The 21123-nt window shown below is 45.0% G+C and carries 21 protein-coding genes; 12 read left to right on the forward strand and 9 right to left on the reverse strand.

Annotation, left to right across the window (positions count from 1 at the left end; genetic code table 11):
- Positions 1-25: 25 nt before the first annotated feature.
- Positions 26-739: a head GIN domain-containing protein gene (locus IEW69_RS12135; RefSeq protein WP_188627120.1), complete on the reverse strand. Its 714-nt coding sequence runs from the start codon at positions 737-739 to the stop codon at positions 26-28.
- A gap of 127 nt (positions 740-866) precedes the next feature.
- Between IEW69_RS12135 and IEW69_RS12140 the strand changes: the two genes are divergently transcribed.
- The 4 genes from IEW69_RS12140 to hemH are packed head-to-tail and all read left to right on the forward strand — an operon-like array spanning position 867 to position 4379.
- A complete protein-coding gene (locus IEW69_RS12140) occupies positions 867-1376 on the forward strand; it encodes a phosphoribosyltransferase family protein (protein ID WP_188627121.1) in 510 nt (169 codons plus the stop codon).
- A 1-nt stretch (position 1377) separates the two neighbouring features.
- Positions 1378-2430, forward strand: coding sequence for a glycosyltransferase family 2 protein (locus IEW69_RS12145; RefSeq protein WP_188627122.1), 1053 nt, complete (start codon positions 1378-1380; stop codon positions 2428-2430).
- A 47-nt stretch (positions 2431-2477) separates the two neighbouring features.
- A complete protein-coding gene (locus tag IEW69_RS12150) occupies positions 2478-3326 on the forward strand; it encodes a 4-hydroxy-3-methylbut-2-enyl diphosphate reductase (protein WP_188627123.1) in 849 nt (282 codons plus the stop codon).
- A 39-nt stretch (positions 3327-3365) separates the two neighbouring features.
- Positions 3366-4379, forward strand: a complete 1014-nt coding sequence (hemH, locus tag IEW69_RS12155) for a ferrochelatase (protein WP_188627124.1) — start codon at positions 3366-3368, stop codon at positions 4377-4379.
- Here hemH and IEW69_RS12160 read toward each other — a convergent pair.
- Positions 4376-5596, reverse strand: a complete 1221-nt coding sequence (locus IEW69_RS12160; protein WP_188627125.1) for a 3-deoxy-D-manno-octulosonic acid transferase — start codon at positions 5594-5596, stop codon at positions 4376-4378. The genes hemH and IEW69_RS12160 overlap by 4 nt on opposite strands.
- A gap of 138 nt (positions 5597-5734) precedes the next feature.
- Here IEW69_RS12160 and IEW69_RS12165 point away from each other — a divergent pair, with 138 nt between their 5' ends.
- The 4 genes from IEW69_RS12165 to rfbB are packed head-to-tail and all read left to right on the forward strand — an operon-like array spanning position 5735 to position 9405.
- On the forward strand, positions 5735-6724 hold the full coding sequence (locus IEW69_RS12165; protein WP_188627126.1) for a UDP-glucuronic acid decarboxylase family protein: 990 nt from the start codon (positions 5735-5737) through the stop codon (positions 6722-6724).
- 2 nt (positions 6725-6726) lie between these two features.
- Positions 6727-7749, forward strand: a complete 1023-nt coding sequence (gene galE / locus IEW69_RS12170) for a UDP-glucose 4-epimerase GalE (RefSeq protein WP_188627127.1) — start codon at positions 6727-6729, stop codon at positions 7747-7749.
- Positions 7749-8315 carry a hypothetical protein gene (locus IEW69_RS12175; RefSeq protein WP_188627128.1) on the forward strand — a complete coding sequence of 189 codons (567 nt, stop codon included), beginning with the start codon at positions 7749-7751 and terminating at the stop codon, positions 8313-8315. Before galE ends, IEW69_RS12175 begins: the two co-directional genes overlap by 1 nt.
- Before the next feature lie 37 nt (positions 8316-8352).
- Positions 8353-9405, forward strand: coding sequence for a dTDP-glucose 4,6-dehydratase (gene rfbB, locus IEW69_RS12180; protein WP_188627129.1), 1053 nt, complete (start codon positions 8353-8355; stop codon positions 9403-9405).
- 72 nt (positions 9406-9477) lie between these two features.
- Here rfbB and IEW69_RS12185 read toward each other — a convergent pair whose 3' ends face one another.
- Together IEW69_RS12185 and IEW69_RS12190 are read right to left on the reverse strand one after the other, a co-directional pair.
- Positions 9478-10710 carry an ABC transporter permease gene (locus IEW69_RS12185; RefSeq protein WP_188627130.1) on the reverse strand — a complete coding sequence of 411 codons (1233 nt, stop codon included), beginning with the start codon at positions 10708-10710 and terminating at the stop codon, positions 9478-9480.
- A gap of 93 nt (positions 10711-10803) precedes the next feature.
- A complete protein-coding gene (locus IEW69_RS12190) occupies positions 10804-11157 on the reverse strand; it encodes a HesB/IscA family protein (RefSeq protein ID WP_188627131.1) in 354 nt (117 codons plus the stop codon).
- A gap of 44 nt (positions 11158-11201) precedes the next feature.
- Between IEW69_RS12190 and IEW69_RS12195 the strand changes: the two genes are divergently transcribed.
- Together IEW69_RS12195 and dnaA are read left to right on the forward strand one after the other, a co-directional pair.
- Positions 11202-12827: an acyl-CoA mutase large subunit family protein gene (locus tag IEW69_RS12195; protein WP_229663610.1), complete on the forward strand. Its 1626-nt coding sequence runs from the start codon at positions 11202-11204 to the stop codon at positions 12825-12827.
- Positions 12828-13041: 214 nt separating this feature from the next.
- Positions 13042-14472 (forward strand): chromosomal replication initiator protein DnaA, encoded by a 1431-nt coding sequence (gene dnaA, locus IEW69_RS12200; protein ID WP_188627132.1) that lies wholly within the window; start codon positions 13042-13044, stop codon positions 14470-14472.
- 66 nt (positions 14473-14538) lie between these two features.
- On the opposite strand, the gene IEW69_RS12205 is transcribed toward dnaA, so the two are convergent.
- The 4 genes from IEW69_RS12205 to IEW69_RS12220 form a co-directional block, all read right to left on the reverse strand.
- On the reverse strand, positions 14539-15090 hold the full coding sequence (locus tag IEW69_RS12205; protein ID WP_188627133.1) for an NUDIX hydrolase: 552 nt from the start codon (positions 15088-15090) through the stop codon (positions 14539-14541).
- 12 nt (positions 15091-15102) lie between these two features.
- Positions 15103-15882: a TPM domain-containing protein gene (locus tag IEW69_RS12210; RefSeq protein WP_188627134.1), complete on the reverse strand. Its 780-nt coding sequence runs from the start codon at positions 15880-15882 to the stop codon at positions 15103-15105.
- Between the two features lie 84 nt (positions 15883-15966).
- Positions 15967-16407 (reverse strand): TPM domain-containing protein, encoded by a 441-nt coding sequence (locus IEW69_RS12215; protein ID WP_188627135.1) that lies wholly within the window; start codon positions 16405-16407, stop codon positions 15967-15969.
- A 78-nt stretch (positions 16408-16485) separates the two neighbouring features.
- A complete protein-coding gene (locus tag IEW69_RS12220) occupies positions 16486-17070 on the reverse strand; it encodes a LemA family protein (protein ID WP_188627136.1) in 585 nt (194 codons plus the stop codon).
- Between the two features lie 133 nt (positions 17071-17203).
- On the opposite strand from IEW69_RS12220, the gene IEW69_RS12225 reads away from it, so the two are divergent.
- Complete coding sequence (locus IEW69_RS12225; RefSeq protein WP_188627137.1) at positions 17204-18745, forward strand: NAD(P)/FAD-dependent oxidoreductase; 1542 nt, start codon at positions 17204-17206, stop codon at positions 18743-18745.
- Between the two features lie 74 nt (positions 18746-18819).
- Positions 18820-19179, forward strand: a complete 360-nt coding sequence (locus IEW69_RS12230; RefSeq protein WP_188627138.1) for a CoA-binding protein — start codon at positions 18820-18822, stop codon at positions 19177-19179.
- 20 nt (positions 19180-19199) lie between these two features.
- Here the strand turns inward: IEW69_RS12230 and IEW69_RS12235 are convergent, their stop codons facing one another.
- Positions 19200-19937: a hypothetical protein gene (locus IEW69_RS12235; protein WP_188627139.1), complete on the reverse strand. Its 738-nt coding sequence runs from the start codon at positions 19935-19937 to the stop codon at positions 19200-19202.
- Between the last annotated feature and the right edge of the window lie 1186 nt (positions 19938-21123).

The following is a 21123-nucleotide window of genomic DNA, read 5'->3' on the forward strand; positions in this document are numbered from 1 at the left end:
GATTTAACTAAAAACTCAAACTAACTTAATTTATTCTCTTTACGCTTCCACTTCTGGAAGATGATGTCTTTTTATACGAGGCGTTTCCGCTGAATCTGATGTCACTTCCGCCGGAAGCATCTGCTTCTAATCCTTTGTTGACGCGGATTTCGGCATCTGAACCGCCACTTGCATGTACCTTGGCGTAAAATACACTGAATGCTTCAGCGTCTACGTCGCTGCCTCCGCTAATGTGCATGTCCATGTTTGTTGCAGACCCTTTAAGATCAACATCTGAACCGCCGCTGGCCTTTATGGTGATGTCTTTGCAGATGATGTTCAATTCAACATCTGAACCCCCTGAAGTGGCCAATGCCATGCGATCTGTTTTGATAGCTTGCTGCGCGTAGACATCGCTGCCGCCGCTTGCAGATAATTCCTCCAGGGTTTTAAAGTTTAAATACACTTTCAGGCTTTTACCGCCCCTGAACATACCCGACAAACTGTTGTTATCTCTGTATTTGATATTCAGCTTATTGCCTTCTTTTACCAGAATAAGCCTGTCCACAAGCTCCTTGTCACCCACCGCCTTCGCGCTCTCGCTGTTCCCTTGTGTGAGGTACAGGTCGATACCGCTGGATACGCTTACTTTGTTGAAGTTGTTTACGGTCATGTTTTTGGTAACCTGTGCAAACAAACTGTTGCTAAACAACAGGGTGGCCGTGAACAAAATCGCTGGGGTGGTGTAAAACTTTTTCATGTTTAGGATTGCTATGTTTAAGGATTAGACGCAGTTGCAGTCAAAACGTTGCAGGGAAAGTAAAAAATTTTAGGATATTTGATTAAACCCATTAAAATTGTTCTTTTTGCAGGGTAAAATACATTCTATGGCAGATTCTCCATTACTTATCTTAGACAAGACGCAAATTCAGCAGAAGATTAACAGGATAGCATACCAGATACTGGAAGACAACTTGAACGAAAAAGAAATTGTGCTTGCCGGGATTTGGGACAGGGGTTACAAAGTTGCGCTTAGACTCCAAAGTAAACTTCAGGAGATATCCAGCCTTAATATTTTATTGTTGCGTATAGATCTGGAGAAGCAGAACAGCAAGCTGGTTGCTTCGACCGACTTAGATGAGTCAAAATGGAAGAACAAAGTCATCATTATCGTGGATGACGTGCTGAACAGCGGCAGAACTTTAGCTTATGGTTTGGGTGTATTTCTGAATACCCCACATAAGAAGATCAGAACAGTGGTGCTTGTAGACCGCAGTCATAAAATTTTCCCTATTGCAACGGACTTCGTTGGACTGAAAATGGCAACGGTGTTAAAGGAGCATGTTGATGTCGTGATGGATGTACCCAATGAAGAAGACGGTGTTTATTTGAGCTGATATGATCGTCTTTACGTATACGGTACTCGTTTTTTTAATCCTTCGGTTTACCGTTACGTTATTTAATTTTCTTTCCAACCCGAAACTATCCGCTTTCCGGCCGGCTTTTGCGAGTTCGGTATCCATCGTGATTACACTTCGCAATGAAGAAAGCAACTTGCTTAATTTGCTGGACTCCATCAAAGCGCAGGACTTTACTTCCTTTCAGGTGTTCATTTTCTATAGTGCGATGGAAAAGCAGGACGAAGAAACCGTTGCGCAGTTCTGTAGTTACGATAATCGGTTCCGGATGATAAAAGGGGATCTTCAGGATTTGTCTTGGGTAGCGCGAGAGGCGACCGGAGATTACCTGATGTTGCTTGATTCCAACACACATATACATACTGGGTTGATCAATTCAATGATTTACCGGCTCCGGGTTTTCAAGATGGGCATTGTCAGTGTTGTGCCCACGCCGGTACTTAAAAGTCTGCGTCAGCAATTGGTGCTTCCGCTGAGTGACTTCATGCTGCTGAACATGGTTCCACTACGATTGGTGCGTTTGTTTAAAACGCCGGTACTATCGGCTTCAAACAAGGACTGCCTGCTTTTGGATGCGAAATTATGTTTCCGGAATCAATGGCTGGAACGTTTGGATCCCGCTAAAGGCGCTGCCGACCTGCTCAGGTTGGTTAAGTTAGATCAGCAAAATGCGGAGGTGCTTCTGGGTAATACCTTTATCTACAAGTGCCCGAAAAATAACGATGCCGAAGCACTGGCAACAGCTGGCGATAGCCTTCGTTTATACTTTAATGGCAATCTGTTCGTGGCTTTTCTGTACGTCTTCTTAGTGGTCGTAGGGCCGCTGATCATATTTCTGGTCTTTGATATCAAAGTATTGGTGTTGCCCATCGGGCTTATTTTCCTATCCAGGGTAATGATCGCCTTCCTGACGGCGCAAAATCCGTTTTATGCCGTGATCACACACCCATTGCAAATGATCATGCTCCTGGTGGTGTACATAAAAGCTTTAAGCAGTCAATTATTGACCTCTGGTAAACAGAAGACGCGATAATGTAGCGGCTTTTTATGTAAATTTGGGGCTTAAACTTTCAACCTGGGATGAGTTATAATTTAGCTGTAAACATTGACAAGGCGTCGGGCTTCTGCTTCGGTGTCGTTTATGCCATTGATATGGCGGAAGATATTCTGGATCAGGAAGAATACCTTTACTGCCTTGGCGATATCGTGCACAACGATGAAGAGGTTAAACGGTTAACGGAAAAGGGACTTCGTATCATTGATCACGAAGATCTGAAAAACCTCCATCAGGAGAAGGTGTTGATCCGTGCACACGGGGAAGCACCTGCGACGTATCAGATCGCTTTGGAAAACAAGCTTACCCTTATTGATGCTTCCTGCCCGGTGGTGCTGAAGTTGCAAAATCGCATCAAGCATTCGCATGATGAAAAAGAACAGATCGTAATTTTCGGGAAACATGGGCATGCGGAGGTTATCGGCCTGCAGGGCCAAACCAATGGTGAAGCTTTGGTGTTTCAGGATGTAAACGAACTGGAGCAGCTAAATTTGCCACAGAAGTTTACCTTATACAGCCAAACGACCAAAAGCACGGACAAGTTTTACGCGATAAAGGATCACCTGATTAGCAAAGGTTATGATGTGAAAGCGAATGATACCATCTGCAGACAGGTATCCAACCGTTATGATGATCTTGCTAAGTTCGTTGTTGACTATGATAAGATCATTTTTGTTTCCGGAAAGAAGTCATCCAATGGGAAAGTGCTTTTTGATGTTTGCAAGAAACACAATGAGCAGTGCTACTTTATTTCTGCGGTTTCAGAGTTGGATAAAAGTTGGTTCAGCCCGAATGATCGCGTCGGTATCTGTGGCGCAACATCAACACCGATGTGGTTGATGGAACAAGTGAAAGAAGAAATTCAATTATATTAATTCAATACAAATCAGGCATTCATATAGCCTGAATACAATATGGGAAAAAAGGGTGTACTGTTAGTGAATTTAGGGACGCCGGATAGTCCGGAGGTGAAGGATGTACGTAAGTATCTTGATGAATTTCTGATGGATGAACGTGTGATTGACATCCCGGCTTTCAATCGTAATTTATTGGTACGGGGTATTATTGTTCCTTTTAGAAGTCCGAAAACGGCTAAACTTTATAAAGAAATCTGGGACGAAAAGGGCTCACCGTTATTGTACTTCAGCGAAGTTCAGCTTGCGCTGGTACGCGAGCAGCTCGGTCCGGATTACCAGGTAGAGCTAGCCATGCGCTACCAGAGCCCATCTATTGAGACGGCACTTTCCAAGCTACGCGCGGGTCAGGTGGATAGCATCCGGGTATTACCTTTATTTCCGCAGTATGCTTCTGCGAGTACAGGATCTGTGATTCAGAAAGTGATGGGCATTGTGGGTAAATGGCCAACCATCCCCAATGTGAGCTTCGTGAACTCTTTCCATGATAATGAATTGATGATTGAGGCCTTTGCTGATAATGCAAAGAAATATCAGCCAGAGACCTATGATCATGTCTTATTCAGCTTTCACGGTTTGCCGGAACGCCAGTTGATCAAGTGTGATGATTCAGGTAAACACTGTTTGAAATCTGCGGATTGCTGTTCTAAGCTGACGGATGTAAATCAATTCTGTTATTCGGCACAGAGCCATGACACGGCAAGACTGATTGCTGCGGAGCTGAACATTCCAAGAGAGAAATATTCTGTTTGTTTCCAGAGTCGCCTGGGTAAAGAACCTTGGGTGCAGCCTTATACAAGTGATGTGTTAACGGATCTTGCTGCCAAAGGCAACAAGCGCTTGCTGGTTTTCTGTCCTGCTTTTGTGGCCGACTGCCTGGAGACTTTGTATGAAGTGACCGTAGAATATGGCGAAGAATTCAAGAAGCTTGGTGGCGAGGAAGTGCAGTTGGTGGCCAGCTTGAATGACAACCCGAAATGGATCCAGGCTATGGTCCAGATGATTAAAGGTTAATTTAGATAAGCCTTAACTTTTTCATATATGCTTGCTGTGGCCCCTTTCTGACTTGCCACGTATTCTTTTGCAAGCGACACTGCTTTCTGGTTGTTTTTAAACAGCTGGAAAGCAGTAACTAACGACTTTTCATCTTCAATACTTTTTGCAGCGCCGATTTTCAGCAGGTCATGTGCTTCCTGAAACTTGCGGTAATTTGGACCAAAAATTACGGGTAGGCCGAAGGCCGCTGCTTCCAGCGTGTTGTGAATGCCTACGCCAAAGCCACCGCCAATGTAGGCAAGCTGGCCATACTGATATAAGAAAGATAACATCCCGATGTTGTCAATGATGAGGATCCGTGCCGCTGCCGCGTTTTCTGTGGTTAGTGCAGAATACCGTATGGCGGTAGGGAATAGTTGTTCAATTTGCCTGATGTGCTCCGCGCCAATTTCATGAGGCGCAAGGATGAATTTCCAGTCTGTTATTGCTGTAGCGAGTTCCTGAAGGAGCTGCTCATCTGCGGGCCAGGTACTTCCGGCGATGAATACCTTATGCTGCGCTGCGAAACTGCTGATCAGGGGAAGCAATGTTGGATGCTCCGCATTTTCCGCTACGCGGTCAAACCGGGTGTCTCCAGCGATGCTGGCATTATGGTGTTTTAGCTGCTTTAATAGATCTACACTCTGCTGGTTCTGCACAAAGAACCAGGTTACATGCTTGAGAATATTCCTGTTGAAGGTGCCGTAGAATTTGAAAAAGATTTGCTCTGGTCGGAAGATTCCTGAGATGATGAACAGGGGCGTTTTATGTTCCGCTAAAACGCTGAAGTAATGATGCCAGAATTCGTACTTGGTGAAGATTGCAATTTCCGGATTGATGGCCTGAATGAACCTTTCCGCATTGCGGCGGGTATCTAAGGGGAGGTAGAATACGCCATCCGCACCTGCATAATGTTTGCGGATCTCATAACCGGAAGGGGAGAAGAAGGTGACCACGATCTTTTTACCCGGGTGTTCTGCCTTTATTTTCTCCAACACCGGACGGCCTTGTTCAAATTCGCCGAGTGAGGCAAAGTGAAACCAGATGTGTTTTTCTGAAGGATCTATGCGGGCTGCTATCTGCCTGAAGATCTGTTTTCTGCCGTTTACAAATCGGTTTGCTTTACTGTTAAAGGGCGCGACGAGCCTGATAATCAATCCGTAAAGTAAAATACCAATATTGTAAAGGAAAACCATTTTGTGTGTTTATTTATTATCTTAGCCGAAGATACCCGAATTATATTAAAGGGAAACAAATTTAGAGAAAACCAGTTCAATGACATCGGTATGCTTTGCAATCGTACAAGCCCTGCCCTTACTTTTACCTCAAAATAAATGAAACGCAAAAGAGTATTAATCACCGGTGCCGCCGGTTTCTTAGGTTCGCACTTGTGCGACAGGTTTATTAAAGAAGATTTCCATGTGATTGCCATGGATAATTTAATCACCGGAGATTTAAAGAATATTGAACACCTTTTTCCATTAGAGAACTTTGAGTTTGCACATCACGACGTATCTAAGTTCGTACATGTGCCCGGTGAACTGGATTATATCCTCCATTTTGCCTCACCAGCAAGTCCTATTGACTATTTGAAAATTCCGATCCAAACCTTAAAGGTAGGATCTTTAGGTACACATAACCTGCTTGGCCTTGCTAAAGCTAAAGGCGCAAGAATGATCATCGCTTCCACTTCGGAGGTTTATGGCGATCCAAGTGTAAACCCACAACCAGAGGAGTACTGGGGTAATGTAAACCCGGTAGGCCCAAGAGGGGTATACGATGAAGCAAAGCGTTTTCAGGAAGCCATGACTATGGCATATCATACTTTTCACGGCGTGGAAACCAGAATCGTTCGAATTTTCAATACCTACGGCCCTAGAATGCGACTGAATGATGGACGTGTGTTGCCTGCATTTATTGGTCAGGCGCTAAGAGGGGAAGATCTAACCGTTTTCGGAGATGGATCACAAACCCGCTCGTTCTGTTATGTTGATGATCTGATCGAAGGTATTTACCGTTTACTGTTCAGCGATTATGCGCAGCCAATGAACATCGGTAACCCGGATGAAATTACCATCAAACAATTCGGTGAAGAGATTATTAAACTTACCGGCACTTCACAGAAACTGGTACTTAGAGACCTGCCTGTTGATGATCCAAAGCAACGCCGTCCGGATATTACCAAGGCAAGAGCAATTCTGGGCTGGGAGCCAAAAGTAAGCAGAGAAGAAGGGTTGAAAATTACTTACGAGTACTTCAAGTCCTTACCTGAAGAAGCTTTGGTAAACGTTGACCATAAAGATTTTACAACCTATAATAAATAAGAATGGCGAAGATATTAGTGACTGGCGGTACGGGCTTTATTGGCTCGCACACTGTAGTCGAACTATACAATGCTGGATATGAGGTCATCATCGTGGATGATTTCTCCAATTCAAACCCTAAAATCCTAAATCAGCTTGAAACCATCACGGGCATCAAGCCTGAGTTTGTTGAGCTGGATCTTTGTGATGAAGCCAAAGTCAAAGCTTTTGTAGCTGACAATACAGACATTACCGGTGTGATTCATTTCGCTGCGTTCAAAGCCGTAGGTGAGTCGGTTCAACAGCCTTTAAAATATTACAGAAACAACTTCTATTCACTGCTGAACGTGCTTTACGCTTTTAACAGCAAGATAGACTTCGTGTTTTCTTCATCCTGCACAGTTTATGGTCAGCCAGATCAACTGCCCGTTACAGAGTCTGCACCGGTTAAAAAGGCAGAATCACCTTACGGAAATACCAAGCAGATTGCGGAAGAAATGCTTACTGAAGCCTGTGCGGTTAGTCCGGAGTTGTTCGTGACCTCGCTGCGGTACTTCAATCCTGTGGGCGCACATGAATCTGCATTGATCGGCGAATTGCCCATTGGTGTACCACAAAACCTGGTGCCATTTATCACGCAATCTGCGATTGGTAAGCGTGGCCCGATTACGGTTTACGGTAATGATTACAACACGCCAGATGGCAGTGCGATCAGGGATTATATCCATGTGGTAGATCTGGCGAAGGCACACGTTGCTGCAATTAAACGCCTGGAAAGTAAAGCTGCAAGCACTAACTATGAGGTGTTCAACCTGGGTACAGGGAAAGGCTCTTCGGTATTGGAAATCATCAATGCTTTTGAAGAATCTACCGGCGAGAAATTGAACTACCAGATCGGCCCACGCCGGGAAGGGGATATCGAGCAAGTTTACGGTGACGTAAATAAGGCGGCGAATGAACTGGGCTGGAAAGCGGAACTTGGCATTCAGGAAATGATGCGTTCTGCCTGGAACTGGGAGAAGTACTTGAAAGATAATCCGTTTTAATGGTCTTAGGCGAACATAAGGATCTAAAATATGCGATCACAGGCCTGCCCGTTAAGGAGAAGGATAAGCTGCTGCTGCGGCTGATTGCAAAAGATAAGATCCTTACCGAGCACCTCCACTTTAAGTTGCTGGAGGATGCTTCAGACCTGGAAGCCCGACGTATGGCGCTTTCAGAGCTGATCGTAGCGCAGATTGACGAACTAACATCAACGTACAGGTACAATGTGAAAGACACCCTGACGGTATTGCGTACCTTAAATGGCAGGATCAATCATCATTATAAGGTTACTAAAGACCTGAATACTGAAATTGAACTCCGTATGCAGTTGCTGAATGAGATTCCATTAACCTTGACGCCAAGTGTGCACGCAACTTTAAGTAAATATAATGACCGGATGGTGTTGTACTTTCTACGTACAACACTTTCTGTATACAAGAAATACCTCAAGCTGCATGAAGACTTGCAGTTTGATCTGCAGGATAATCTAAATAAATTGCTCAAAAAGGCATATACGCCCAGATTTGAAGAAACTGCTGAAGCCCTTGGCTTACCAGAAAGTTTGTAACCTGAGGCGATGCATGCTGCTTAATACAAAATACCCCATGAAAAAATTCCTAATCACCGGCGGTGCCGGTTTTATCGGTTCACATGTTGTACGAAGATTCGTGAACACCTATCCCGAATACGAAATTGTAAATCTGGATAAGCTAACCTATGCTGGAAATCTTGCTAATCTCAAAGACGTAGAGGATAAGCCAAACTACCGCTTTGTGAAAGCCGACATTACGGATGCCGCAGAAATGAACGCTTTGTTTGAAGCAGAGGATTTTGATGCCGTGATTCACCTGGCAGCTGAGTCTCACGTGGATCGTTCCATCGCAGACCCAACTGCATTTGTGATGACCAATGTGATCGGTACGGTAAACCTTCTAAATGCTGCAAGGGCGTACTGGAAAGGCAAGTACGACAGCAAACGCTTCTACCATGTGTCTACCGACGAGGTTTATGGTGCATTGGGTGAAACGGGCATGTTTACCGAAACAACGGCATATGATCCACATAGTCCGTACTCGGCTTCAAAGGCGAGTTCAGATCACTTCGTACGCTCTTACCACGATACTTATGGTTTGGACGTGGTAATTTCGAACTGCTCAAACAACTACGGTTCACACCACTTCCCGGAAAAGCTGATTCCCTTAGCAATTAACAACATCAAGAACAATCAGCCTGTTCCGGTTTACGGAAAAGGGGAGAATGTGCGCGACTGGCTGTGGGTAGAGGATCACGCACGTGCGATTGACGTGATTTTCCATAAAGCGAAAACAGGAGAGACCTACAACATCGGTGGCCATAATGAATGGAAGAACATTGATCTGATCAACTTATTGTGTCGCATTATGGATGAGAAGCTTGGAAGACCTGCAGGGACTTCAGCGCAGCTGATCACTTACGTAACCGATCGCGCAGGACACGATCTTCGTTATGCGATTGACTCTACTAAACTACAGCAGAAACTGGACTGGGTACCGAGCTTACAGTTCGAGGAAGGTTTGGCGAAAACTGTGGACTGGTTCCTGGAGAATGAGGAGTGGTTGAAAGATGTTACCTCAGGAAATTACCAGGCTTATTACGATACGCAGTATCAGGGCAGGTAGTTCAACTATACAAAGCAAAAAAGGCTTGCTGATCAAAGATCAGCAAGCCTTTTTTTTTAACCATAAGTGCGATTACTCGTAACGTAATGCCTCTACAGGATCCAGTTTAGAGGCCTTCTTCGCCGGGTAATACCCAGACACGATACCAACGAATACACAGAGTCCGAAGCCACCAAATATAAATTTCCAGGGGATGATGAACGTTCCACCCATGGCGAGGGATATTGCGTTCCCGAGCCCGATACCCAGAAGTATCCCCAATGCACCGCCGAATAAACAAATCATAATCGCTTCAATCAGAAACTGCTTTCTAATCGTTGACGGGTTCGCACCAATAGCTTTACGGATGCCGATCTCGCGGGTACGCTCTGTAACCGACACGAGCATGATGTTCATCAGGCCAATTGAAGCGCCAATAAGCGTTATAGCCCCGATGGCAACACCACCGATCGCAATGAAGGACAGGTTTTCGAACAGCGTCTGTGCAACCGCGTCACTCTTGGTAATTTCAAAGTTATTGGGCTGTCTGATCTTTAACTTTCGGATGTTCCTAAACTCGGCAGTAGCTTCACCAATAATGTTTTCCATGAGATCATTGCTCGGCACCATCACCGTTATGGTGTAGGAAGGCTCAGAGCTGGTGATCATCTGCTTGCCCCTAAGCAGTGGCACATACACCGTACGGTCGCTGTTATTGCCCATGCTGGATCCTTTGGCATCAAGCACGCCAATGATCTTCATGCGGTAATTACCAACGTTTATAACCTTGTCAATCGGCGACTCATCTTTAAATAAGGTCGTCTTTAGTTCGTTTCCAATGATGCAGTTGTTTGTCCCCGTAAAGATTTCTGATTTGTTCAGGTTACGGCCCTCAACGAGCTCTAATCCTTGAGCGGCGAGGCCATTCTCGTCCAGTGCCTGAACGCTGATGTTGGGGTTGGTTTTCACGGAGCCGTACTTCGCTGTTGCGCCACCAGTAGCACGGATGCTTACCGCCACCGTCGCCGGGGTATTCAGCTGCTCCTTGAACTTGATGGCATCCTCATAACGGATCACCGGGAAAGGCTTCGGGCGCTGCCCTGAACCGCCCACACGAATACCAATGCCACGATTACGGATGGTGAATGAGTTTGCACCCATACTGGAGAAAGCGTCTGTCATGCTCTTTTTTACTGCATCCAGGGTCGTTAAAATCCCTACAAGGGCCATCAGGCCGATCGCAATGATCAATGCCGTTAACATGGTTCGCAAGCGATTACTTTTAATGGACTGCAGCGCGAGACGGACGTTTTCTTTATAAGTCATTGAAGTATGTAGTTAGCCAAAAGGAACTTTCATAAAAAAGTCCCGCTGTTAAGACAACGGGACCCTGTGATATGTTACAAAGAATATCTACTATTATACGGAGAAGCTGGTACCGCAACCGCATGAACTTGCTGCGTTCGGATTGCTGAAGGTAAAACCTCTTGAATTTAAACCATCCTGCCAATCTACCTGCATACCCATAAGGTACATCTGGTGTGCTTTATGCATGTAAACCTTAATCCCGCTGATGAAAAATTCCTGGTCGCCCTCTTTCTTCTGGTCAAAGCCCAGAACATAGCTCATACCTGAACAACCTCCGCCTTCTACGCCAACACGTAAGCCAAAGTTCTCACCTATTTCCTGCTGGTCTTTTAACTTAAGTAGTTCTTTTACTGCGCCTTCTGTAAAAATAACCGGTGCAAATGCTGTATCAACTGCTGTACTCATCTTGTTTCAATTTAGGATTAACAAATATAATTAATATAAATAATTTGTACATTTTTGTTGAAGCGAAAGCCTTAATTATTACGGTACTTAAACAAAATACCGTATCCATAGACCTCATTCACATGACTGATAAGAAATTTGTAACCAGCTCTGGTATAGAAATCAAAGAAACATACCCTGATGTAGAACGGACAGCTGAAAAGCCTGGCGAATTCCCTTTTACCCGGGGGATTCAGAAAGACATGTACCGGGGCAGGCTCTGGACCATGCGCCAGTACGCCGGCTTCTCTACGGCAAAGGCCTCCAATGAGCGCTACCATTACCTCCTTAGCCAGGGAACGATGGGGCTGTCGGTGGCGTTCGATCTGCCAACGCAGATTGGCTACGACTCAGACCATGAGATGGCAGAAGGGGAAGTGGGGAAGGTTGGTGTTGCAATTGACTCCCTGCGCGACATGGAGATCCTCTTTGACGGCATCAAGCTCGAAGACATCACCACATCCATGACAATCAACGCAACTGCTTCCATTTTGCTGGCGATGTATATTGCACTGGCGAAGCGGCAGGGGGCAGACCTGAAGAAGATCTCAGGTACCATTCAAAACGACATCCTTAAAGAGTATGCAGCAAGAGGCACCTATATATATCCACCAAAAGCCTCCATGCGCATCATCACCGATATCTTTGAGTACTGCAGCAAGGAAGTACCGAAGTGGAACACGATTTCCATCTCTGGCTACCACATCCGGGAAGCCGGTTCTACCGCAGTACAGGAATTGGCCTTCACTTTGGCGAACGGAAAAGCTTACTTAAACGCCGCTTTGGAGAAAGGTTTGGATATTAACATATTCGCAAAACGACTGTCCTTCTTTTTTAACTGTCACAACAATTTCTTTGAGGAGATCGCCAAGTTCAGGGCGGCAAGACGTATGTGGGCGGGCATCACGAAGGGCCTCGGTGCCACCGACGAGAAGGCGCAGATGCTACGTTTTCACACCCAGACCGGCGGCTCTACACTCACCGCTCAACAACCCCTAAACAACGTCATCAGGGTCACCAATCAGGCCATGGCGGCAGTGCTGGGCGGCACCCAGTCGCTGCATACCAATGGCTATGATGAAGCACTGTCACTACCCACAGAAGCGGCTGCCAAGATCGCCCTGCGCACCCAGCAGGTCATTGCCTTTGAAAGCGGTGTAACAGATACCGTAGACCCCCTTGCAGGGTCCTATTTTATAGAGGCACTCACCGATGAGATCGAGCAGGCGGCCCAGATTTACATCGAAAAGATCGATGCAATGGGTGGTTCCGTTGAAGCGATTGAAAATGGCTACATCCAGAACGAGATTGCTGCTGCAAGTTATCAACATCAGCTTGAAGTGGAAAACGGAAGCAGGATCATCGTAGGTGTTAATAAGTTCGGTCAGGCGCAGGAAACCATCACAGAAACGATGAAAATCGATGAGTCTATACGTACTTTCCAGACGGAACAGCTTAGAATGTTGAAAACGCAGCGAAATGCTGAAAATGTGCAAAAAACCCTGGATGATTTAAGGGCCGCAACACGTACTGATGCTAACTTAATGCCCTTTATACTAGCTTCAGTGGAGGAATATGCCACTTTGGGCGAGATTGCCGATGTTTTACGTGACGCTTTCGGAGAATACTAAAAATAACTGAAATCGCGCAATTATTTTGTTGATTTTAGAGTTATCCACATTGAATGTTCAAGTTAAGCAAGTTATGCGACTACGTTTTAAGCAGTTACGATTTAAATGAAATTTCTGTTCATTATGTTGATAATTTTTTGAATTTTTGATCTCTCGAATGAGCCAGATCATTAAGCTCCTATCGTCACTGTAAACCAACAAATTAAGAATAACAATGGAAAAAACTTGTACCGAAGTGTGGAAAAACTGTCTTCAAATCATTAAGGATAATATCCCGACCCAAAGTTTCAAGACTTGGTTCGAGCCGATCTCCGCCCTTAAGCTAGAAGGCAAAGTTTTGACCATCCAGGTGCCTAGTTTGTTCTTCTATGAATGGCTGGAGGAGCACTATGTTGGGTTACTGCGTAAGACTGTAAAAAAGCAACTTGGGGATGAAGGAAGACTAGAATATAACATCGTTGTAGATAAGTCCTCAAGTACTGGTAATCCATACACTACCAACATGCCATCCAACGGTAATGGAGCCGAAGCGAAGATCCAATCGATGCCTATTCCTGTAGCCATCAACAAGGACATCAAGAACCCTTTTATCGTACCGGGTTTGAAGAAAATGAATGTTGACCCACAGTTAAATTCTAACTACACATTCGAAAACTACATTGAAGGAGATTGCAATAGATTAGCCCGTTCTGCGGGGTATGCTGTTGCAGCAAAACCAGGTGGTACTTCTTTTAACCCGCTTATGATCTATGGCGGTGTAGGTCTTGGAAAAACACACCTTGCACAGGCTATCGGAAACGAAATCAAGAGAACTATGCCAGACAAGTTGGTGATCTATGTTTCTTGCGAGAAGTTCTGTCAGCAGTTTGTGGATTCCTTAAAGAACAACACCATTAATGACTTTGTAAACTTTTACCAGGCCATGGACGTGATCATCATGGATGATGTACACAACTTTGCCGGTAAGGAAAAGACACAGGATATCTTCTTCCACATTTTCAATCACCTGCATCAATCAGGCAAGCAGGTTATCTTATCTTCAGATAAATCACCTAAAGATTTATCCGGATTAGAAGAGCGTTTGTTAAGCCGTTTCAAATGGGGCCTTTCTGCAGATCTTCAGGTGCCAGACCTGGAAACCAGAATCGCCATCTTAAAGAAGAAGATGTATGCTGATGGTATTGAACTGCCATCTGATGTGATTGAGTATGTAGCACACAACATTGATAACAATATACGTGAGCTGGAAGGTGCGATGGTATCATTGCTGGCTCAATCCACCATGAACAAGAAGGAAATTGACCTGGCACTTGCTAAAACAATGCTTAAGAACTTCATTAAGCACACCTCTAAGGAGATTTCAATGGAGTTCATTCAGAAACTGGTATGCGAGTACTTTGAAGTACCTGCAGACATGGTAAAGTCGCCTACACGTAAACGTGAGATCGTACAAGCCCGTCAAATCTCCATGTATCTGTCTAAGAGCCACACTAAATCATCCCTGAAGTCTATCGGCGCGTTTTTCGGCGGAAGAGATCACTCCACCGTAATCTATGCCTGCCAAACGGTAGAAGATCTGATAGAAACAGACAAGAAATTTAAAGGATATGTACACGATATCCAGAAGAAACTGAAGATGAGCTAAACTGCATCTCAAACAAGAAAGGCCCTGATGAACGTTCATCAGGGCCTTTCTTGTTTATAAGCATACCTAATTCAGTTGTTCCAGCTTCGCCAGGCCATAGAATATGCCTGCCGTGTGCAGTGCCTGGTCAATCTCGTTGTTTAAAACCATTTGCTTAACCTCCTCAATCGAATACTCCTCAACAGCTAAAAACTCGTGCTCGTCCAGGCTTTGTTCGTGTGTTTTCACGCCACCTGTCAGCAGGTAGGTAAAAGTCTTGTTTGTAGAGGTCGCTGGGTTTGGATACAGCGTGGCAATCAATTCAATGCTGTCGAAGGTGTAACCGGTTTCTTCCAGTAGTTCCCTTTTTACGGCATCTGCCGGATCCTCATCACCGTCAATCACGCCGCCTGGTATTTCCAGGGAGATGATGTCTGCCGCATGCCTGTACTGACGCACCAGAATCATCTTGTTTTCTTTCGTAATTGCTACGGCATTCACCCAGTTCGGGTATTCCAGCACATAGTAGTCGTCCTTGATAACGCCGTCCTGTAGTTTACAGGTGTCGACACGTAACGTAGCCCATTTCTCTCTAACCACATATCTTGTGGAAAGCTTATCCCATTTCTTAATTTCCATTTATTATTCTAATTACCAACTGCCGCTGCTTCCGCCACCGCCAAAACTACCACCACCGAAACCGCCGAAGCCACCTCCGCCGCTGCCGCCACCAAATCCACCACCGCTAAAGCCACCGCCGCTATTACGACCGCCGCCGCCACCAAGAAGCATGCTCCAGAAGAGTGCATCTGCTACTCCACGACCGCCAATCACCTGACTGCCGCCTCTGCCGCCACCTTTTTTGATGATCAGTATAATGATCACCACAATAATGATCAGAATAGGCACAGCACTGCTATTATCGCGCTTTTTAGCACGCGGACCATCACTCTTATATTCGCCTTTTACAACCTTGATAATGGAGTTTGTTCCGGCGTCCAGCCCTGCGTAATAATCTCCAGCCTTAAATGCCGGTTTAATGTCAGTTTCAATGATGCGGTTCGTGTAAATATCGGGTAGGGCACCTTCCACACCATAACCAGTCTGGATGGAGATCTTGCGGTCGCCCAGGGCAACAACGATCATTACCCCATTGTTCTTGTTGGCACCACCAACACCCCATTTGCGGCCCAGTTGTAAAGCATATTCATTTATGTCGTAATCGCCAACTGTTTTTACAATTGCTATCGCGATCTGTGTAGAAGTCGAATCATCAAAAGCAACAAGTTTGTTTTCCAACTGCTGCGCTTGCGATGCTGATAAGGTTCCGGTATAATCGTTAACCAATTTCGCCGGCTTTTCAGGTAAGTCCTGCCCAAAAACAGTTCCACAGGTAAGTGCCAGTAAAAAAGCTATTACTAGGTTTTTCATCCGTTGTTTATTTTGTTTTAGTGATGAAACAAACATGATCTTAGTCATGGTATTACGTTCAAGATCATGTGATTTCATAGCTTATTAAAATTTATGTTTATCCATGTCAATGATGTCATTCGGCAGTTCGTTCACATCATCATGTGCGTAGGGGAAGAATATCGCAAGCTTTTCACCTGCAAGCTTCACACCCGCAATGATGCCGCCTGCATAGTTGCCGCTGGCAAAATGAGCCTTCATCGCAATCTGCGTGGTCTCCCAGAAATCTTCCGGTACCACGCGGTAAATGCCACTATCACCAATAATGGCGAATTTATGGTCTTCGTAGGCCAGGTAAATCAGCACCCCGTTTTTGTCGGAAGTCTTATCCATATCGAGCTTAAAGAAATACTCCGTAGCGCGGTCATATGCCTCACCACTGCAGCGTTTTTCAATCGCTATGCGGATTTCACCAGAGGTCAATTTCTCTGCTTCGGCAATCGTAGCTGCAATAAGTTCCTGTTCTTCTTCTGTGAAAATAGCCATAATAGCTCTATAATGAAGATAAGGGTAAGGCTGGTCTATAAAAAACCAACCTTACCCTTACCGAATGTGATCAATAAATTAGAATTCGATTTTAGGTGCATTCTGCGCACCAGCATCTGCTTTAAAGCCAGCTTTCGGTCCGAAACCAAAGATACCTGCTGTAAGGTTGTTCGGGAATGAACGAACTTTAGTGTTAAAAGTCTGTACAGACTGGTTAAAGTCGCGACGTGCCGTAGCGATTCTATTTTCAGTACCTTCCAGTTGCACCGAAAGATCGCTGAACTGTTGTGTAGCACGAAGTTCCGGATAGTTTTCAGTCAACACCATTAAACGGCCCAATGCCTGACTGATTCCACTTTGTGCATTCTGAAATTTATCAATGTTTTCTGCAGTCAGTTTTGTTGGATCAACCGTGATCTGGCTTGCTTTAGAACGTGCTTCAATAACCTGAGTTAAGGTCGTCTGCTCAAATTTCGCAGCACCTTTAACCGTACTAACCAGGTTCGGAATCAAATCTGAACGGCGTTGGTATTGTGTTTCCACCTGACTCCATTTGGTTTTAACATCCTCATCCAGTTGAACTAAATTATTGTAGCCGCTGCAACCGCTGAACACTACAAATAAAACCAGAATACCTACAACTACTAATACGATTTTTTTCATGTCTTAAAAATAAATTAAATGAAGGTCATAAATTTTTGCTTCACCTTTAACAATGGATTTCCCCTGTTAATATACGCTTTAGAATCAATTTCTGTACCTTTGTTACGATTCAGGATAAAAACCTGACAGGAATATGCAAAAAGACATCGAAATTAAAGTTGCGCCGGAAAATCTGGACAACACTGCCGTAATTCTGCACACTTTGGCAGGTGCCCTGAACATCAAGTCATCCAACATTACCGATTTTCATGTCCTGAAACGTTCTATTGATGCACGTTCACGAGTGGTTATTTACCGCTTGCAGGTTCGTGTTTTCATAGATGAGGAAGCGCCGAAAGAAAAGTTTGCACCAGCGTACCCGAATGTTGCCGATCAAAAACCCGTGATTATTGTTGGCGCCGGACCTGCGGGTCTCTTTGCAGCTTTGCAGTGCATCCAAAATGGAATGAAGCCCATTGTACTTGAAAGGGGTAAGGATGTTAAGCAGCGCCGTCGTGATCTTGCGGCCATAAATAAACAAGGACTCGTAAATACGGAATCCAATTATTGCTACGGTGAGGGTGGGGCAGGTACCTACTCCGACGGAAAATTATATACCCGCTCCAATAAACGGGGCGATGTAAATCAGGTGCTGGAGATTTTCGTTCAACATGGCGCTAAGCAAGACATTCTGATTGATGCCCGCCCACATATCGGTACCAACAAATTACCGCAGATCATAACGGCCATCCGCGAGACGATCCTAGCCGCCGGGGGCGAAGTCCAGTTTGATCGTAAGGTTACGGACTTTATCCTTTCCGAAGGGAAGATCAAAGGCGTTGTCGTGAATGGCGAGGAGCAGCTTCTGGCAGATGCAGTTATTCTTGCCACCGGGCATTCCGCCAGAGATATGTACGAGTTGTTGCACGAGAAGAACATCCTGGTTGAAGCCAAGCCTTTCGCATTAGGGGTTCGTATTGAACATCCGCAATCCATCATAGATGCCGCGCAGTATCACTGCGATATCCGGAGCCCATTCCTGCCACCGGCCAATTACAGCCTGGTCGAGCAGGTGGAAGATCGCGGTGTATTTTCATTCTGCATGTGCCCGGGCGGAATCATCGCACCATGTGCCACGTACAAAGAAGAGATCGTCGTGAACGGCTGGTCGCCCTCTAAGCGCAACAATCCTTTCGCAAATTCCGGAACTGTCGTGCAGATTAATCTGGAAGATGTGTCCGGAACAGATCCGCTGCGCATGATGAATTTTCAGGCTGCCATTGAAAAAACGGCATTTCAGCTCGGCGGCGGAAATCTGGTTGCGCCCGCACAGCGGATGATTGACTTCGTCGAAAATCGCCTTTCTGTAGATCTTCCGAAGAATTCTTATCTGCCGGGTACCAAAAGTGCTATGCTGCGGGATACCCTGCCAGACTTTGTTTTCAAGAGTTTACAGCGGGCTTTACCGAAGTTCGGGAAAAAGATGAAAGGCTACTATACCAACGAAGCGATATTGGTTGGTGTGGAAAGCCGGAGTTCATCGCCCGTTCGCATCCCGCGGGAAAAGGAAAGCTTTCAGCATCCGCAGGTCGCCGGACTTTTCCCATGTGCAGAAGGTGCTGGCTATGCAGGCGGTATTGTCTCAGCGGCAATTGATGGCATCAACTGTGCAAATGCTGTTCTAAAATTTCAATAAAACATTAGTTTAGAGGACTTGTTGTAAAGCATAGATTAAATCAGTCTTGTTTTTACATCCTTATATATATACATATGAAAAATACATTAATCATAGGTGCAACGCCAAATCCTTCTCGATACGCATATAAAGCAGCACAGATGTTGAAGGCAAAAGGTCACGACATCATTAATGTGGGCATCAAGTCTGGTGCTGTCGCGGGTGTGGATATTGAAAAGCCGGGGCAGATTCATGAAGATGTTCATACGATTACGATGTATGTAGGACCGCACCTCCAGAGTGAGTACTACGATTATATATTACAGACCAATCCGAAAAGGGTTATTTTCAATCCAGGTACGGAAAACGATGAACTCGAAGAGTTGCTACGAAGCAATGCAATTGAACCAGTTGAAGCCTGTACGCTGGTGATGCTTGCGACCGGCCAATATTAAAACTTAGCGGTGGTCGAAAGCTAATTACGGTGCTGGTCGAAAATCTTTTTACTGGTCACGTACCGGATGTTTGCAATGGCATAATCTCGGGTAAACTGTGCTGAACCCGCACCATCCCAATAAATCACGACGGTGTTGAAAGGCACTTCGGACTTTATCGCAAACAGGCGAGCGCCTCCGGGCGATTCCACTTTTTGTCCAACCCTTCCTATTGGGGTGTCATCAGGCAGACGATCGCTGTCGAAATAGCCGGCGCCAAATTCCACTGGATTATTGTTGTTAAGATTCAGGCGCGCCGAGAGCTCAAATCCAAAAATATAACACTTCTTAGAAAGTGTTATGATCACAGTAGACCAGTCGGCCATCCTTAAGACATGTGGATCATTGGTTTCCACATAGGGGCTCACATTCCAGTTCCCCCACCATTCCGTGGTTGTTGGGTCGAACTTGCGAGGGGCGCTATCCCCAAGGTCGAAGATCAGTTTTAACTTTCCGTCATCTAATGAATCCACAAACGTCTGATTGGGTAGTTTGGAAATGTCGTATTTTGTGGTGTACTTTAGATAGGGTGCACAAATCGTGTCTAGTGCGACGAAGTATTTCCCCATGGTGTTAAACACCCTTACCTGAGGCAGCGGTTCTGCTGCTGCTGTCACAAGCTGGACTTGTTGCTCCACGATGTTGTCGTCGTTCTTTTCACATCCCATTAAAACAATTAATCCTAACAGGAAACAGCTTTTGGTTTTAAGGTTTTTCATAATATGATTTATGTTGAGTTCCAAATAAGGCCAGGGCTGTAATTCAGGATGCAAGTATATTCGGGCATCGTCGATTGGGAACCTGGTTAAATAATGAAAAGCAAAGCTGAATGCTGAATGGTACAGTTCGTAATGGTGATCACGTTAAGCTGGGAGCGATTTGATGTTTAATAAGAATAGGGCTGAACCCTAAAAGCTGCTGTATGCTAATCTCTGCGGTTTGAGGATATGGATATTTAACGCGTGTTTTCTCGAGCCTTATTAAAGCTACGCATAGTTAATGATGTGTGCAAACTTTTTATAATGGAGCCATCATATCGTAAGAAGGAGCACCTAAGTAGGGTACTGGATGGTACCTGCTTCGGAATTGACCCGGGGTCTACGCGCCCTCGATCCGGCCTCCATAGGGCGTTGATGCGGCTAAATGCCGGGTCAACGCCCTATGGAGGCCCTAGATACCCCGGGTTAACTGCTATCCTGTTCGGTTGTCTTGCGGTTTTTCGGTATGCTGGTCTATTAAATTGAGTAGTTATAGGTTCAGATGTTGCTTTGTGGAGGAAATTTCAGGAAGCGAGCCTATAATAGCAGGTAAATTCAGCGGTGAAAACGTCTTATTGTACAACTTACACAAACCCATGTGCAGTGTTGTGAAAATGATTGAGCTTGTTTCCCAGCGAATTAGCTGGGGATAACAAGATATTTCTATATATTGTTTTGCAGCCAAGGATTTTTCTTCTACATTTGCACTCCGCTTCGGAGGAAGAGGATTAGTGAAAAGGATAAAGAAGTAAAGATTTGAAAGGCTGATAAAGGAGTAAGATAACGTCTCTTCTTGCGTTTACTGAGAACGTAAATGATAGCGGGCTGGAAACAGTAAGCGAGTTCTTAAAAGAGCGACAAACAAAAAGAAAAAAAGAAAAATAAATTCTTGACAATATCAAAATCATTACTACCTTTGCAGTCCCAACAAACAGGGAGCCACTTAACGGATGTTAAGAAAGGCAAAACAAACAAGATTGAAACAGCAAATTTAGCTAAACAGACCAGACGAAAAAGACTGGGAAACACATGCTAAAGGATCTGCAACATATAAAGACTCGCCGAGAGGTTTAGAGTCGAAAAGTTCATTAAAGAGATGTCATTTTATAAAACGCAGCGAGGTAAACAAGTACGAGTTCAAAGTACA

This window comes from Pedobacter quisquiliarum, assembly GCF_014642175.1.
Lineage (GTDB): Bacteria > Bacteroidota > Bacteroidia > Sphingobacteriales > Sphingobacteriaceae > Pedobacter > Pedobacter quisquiliarum.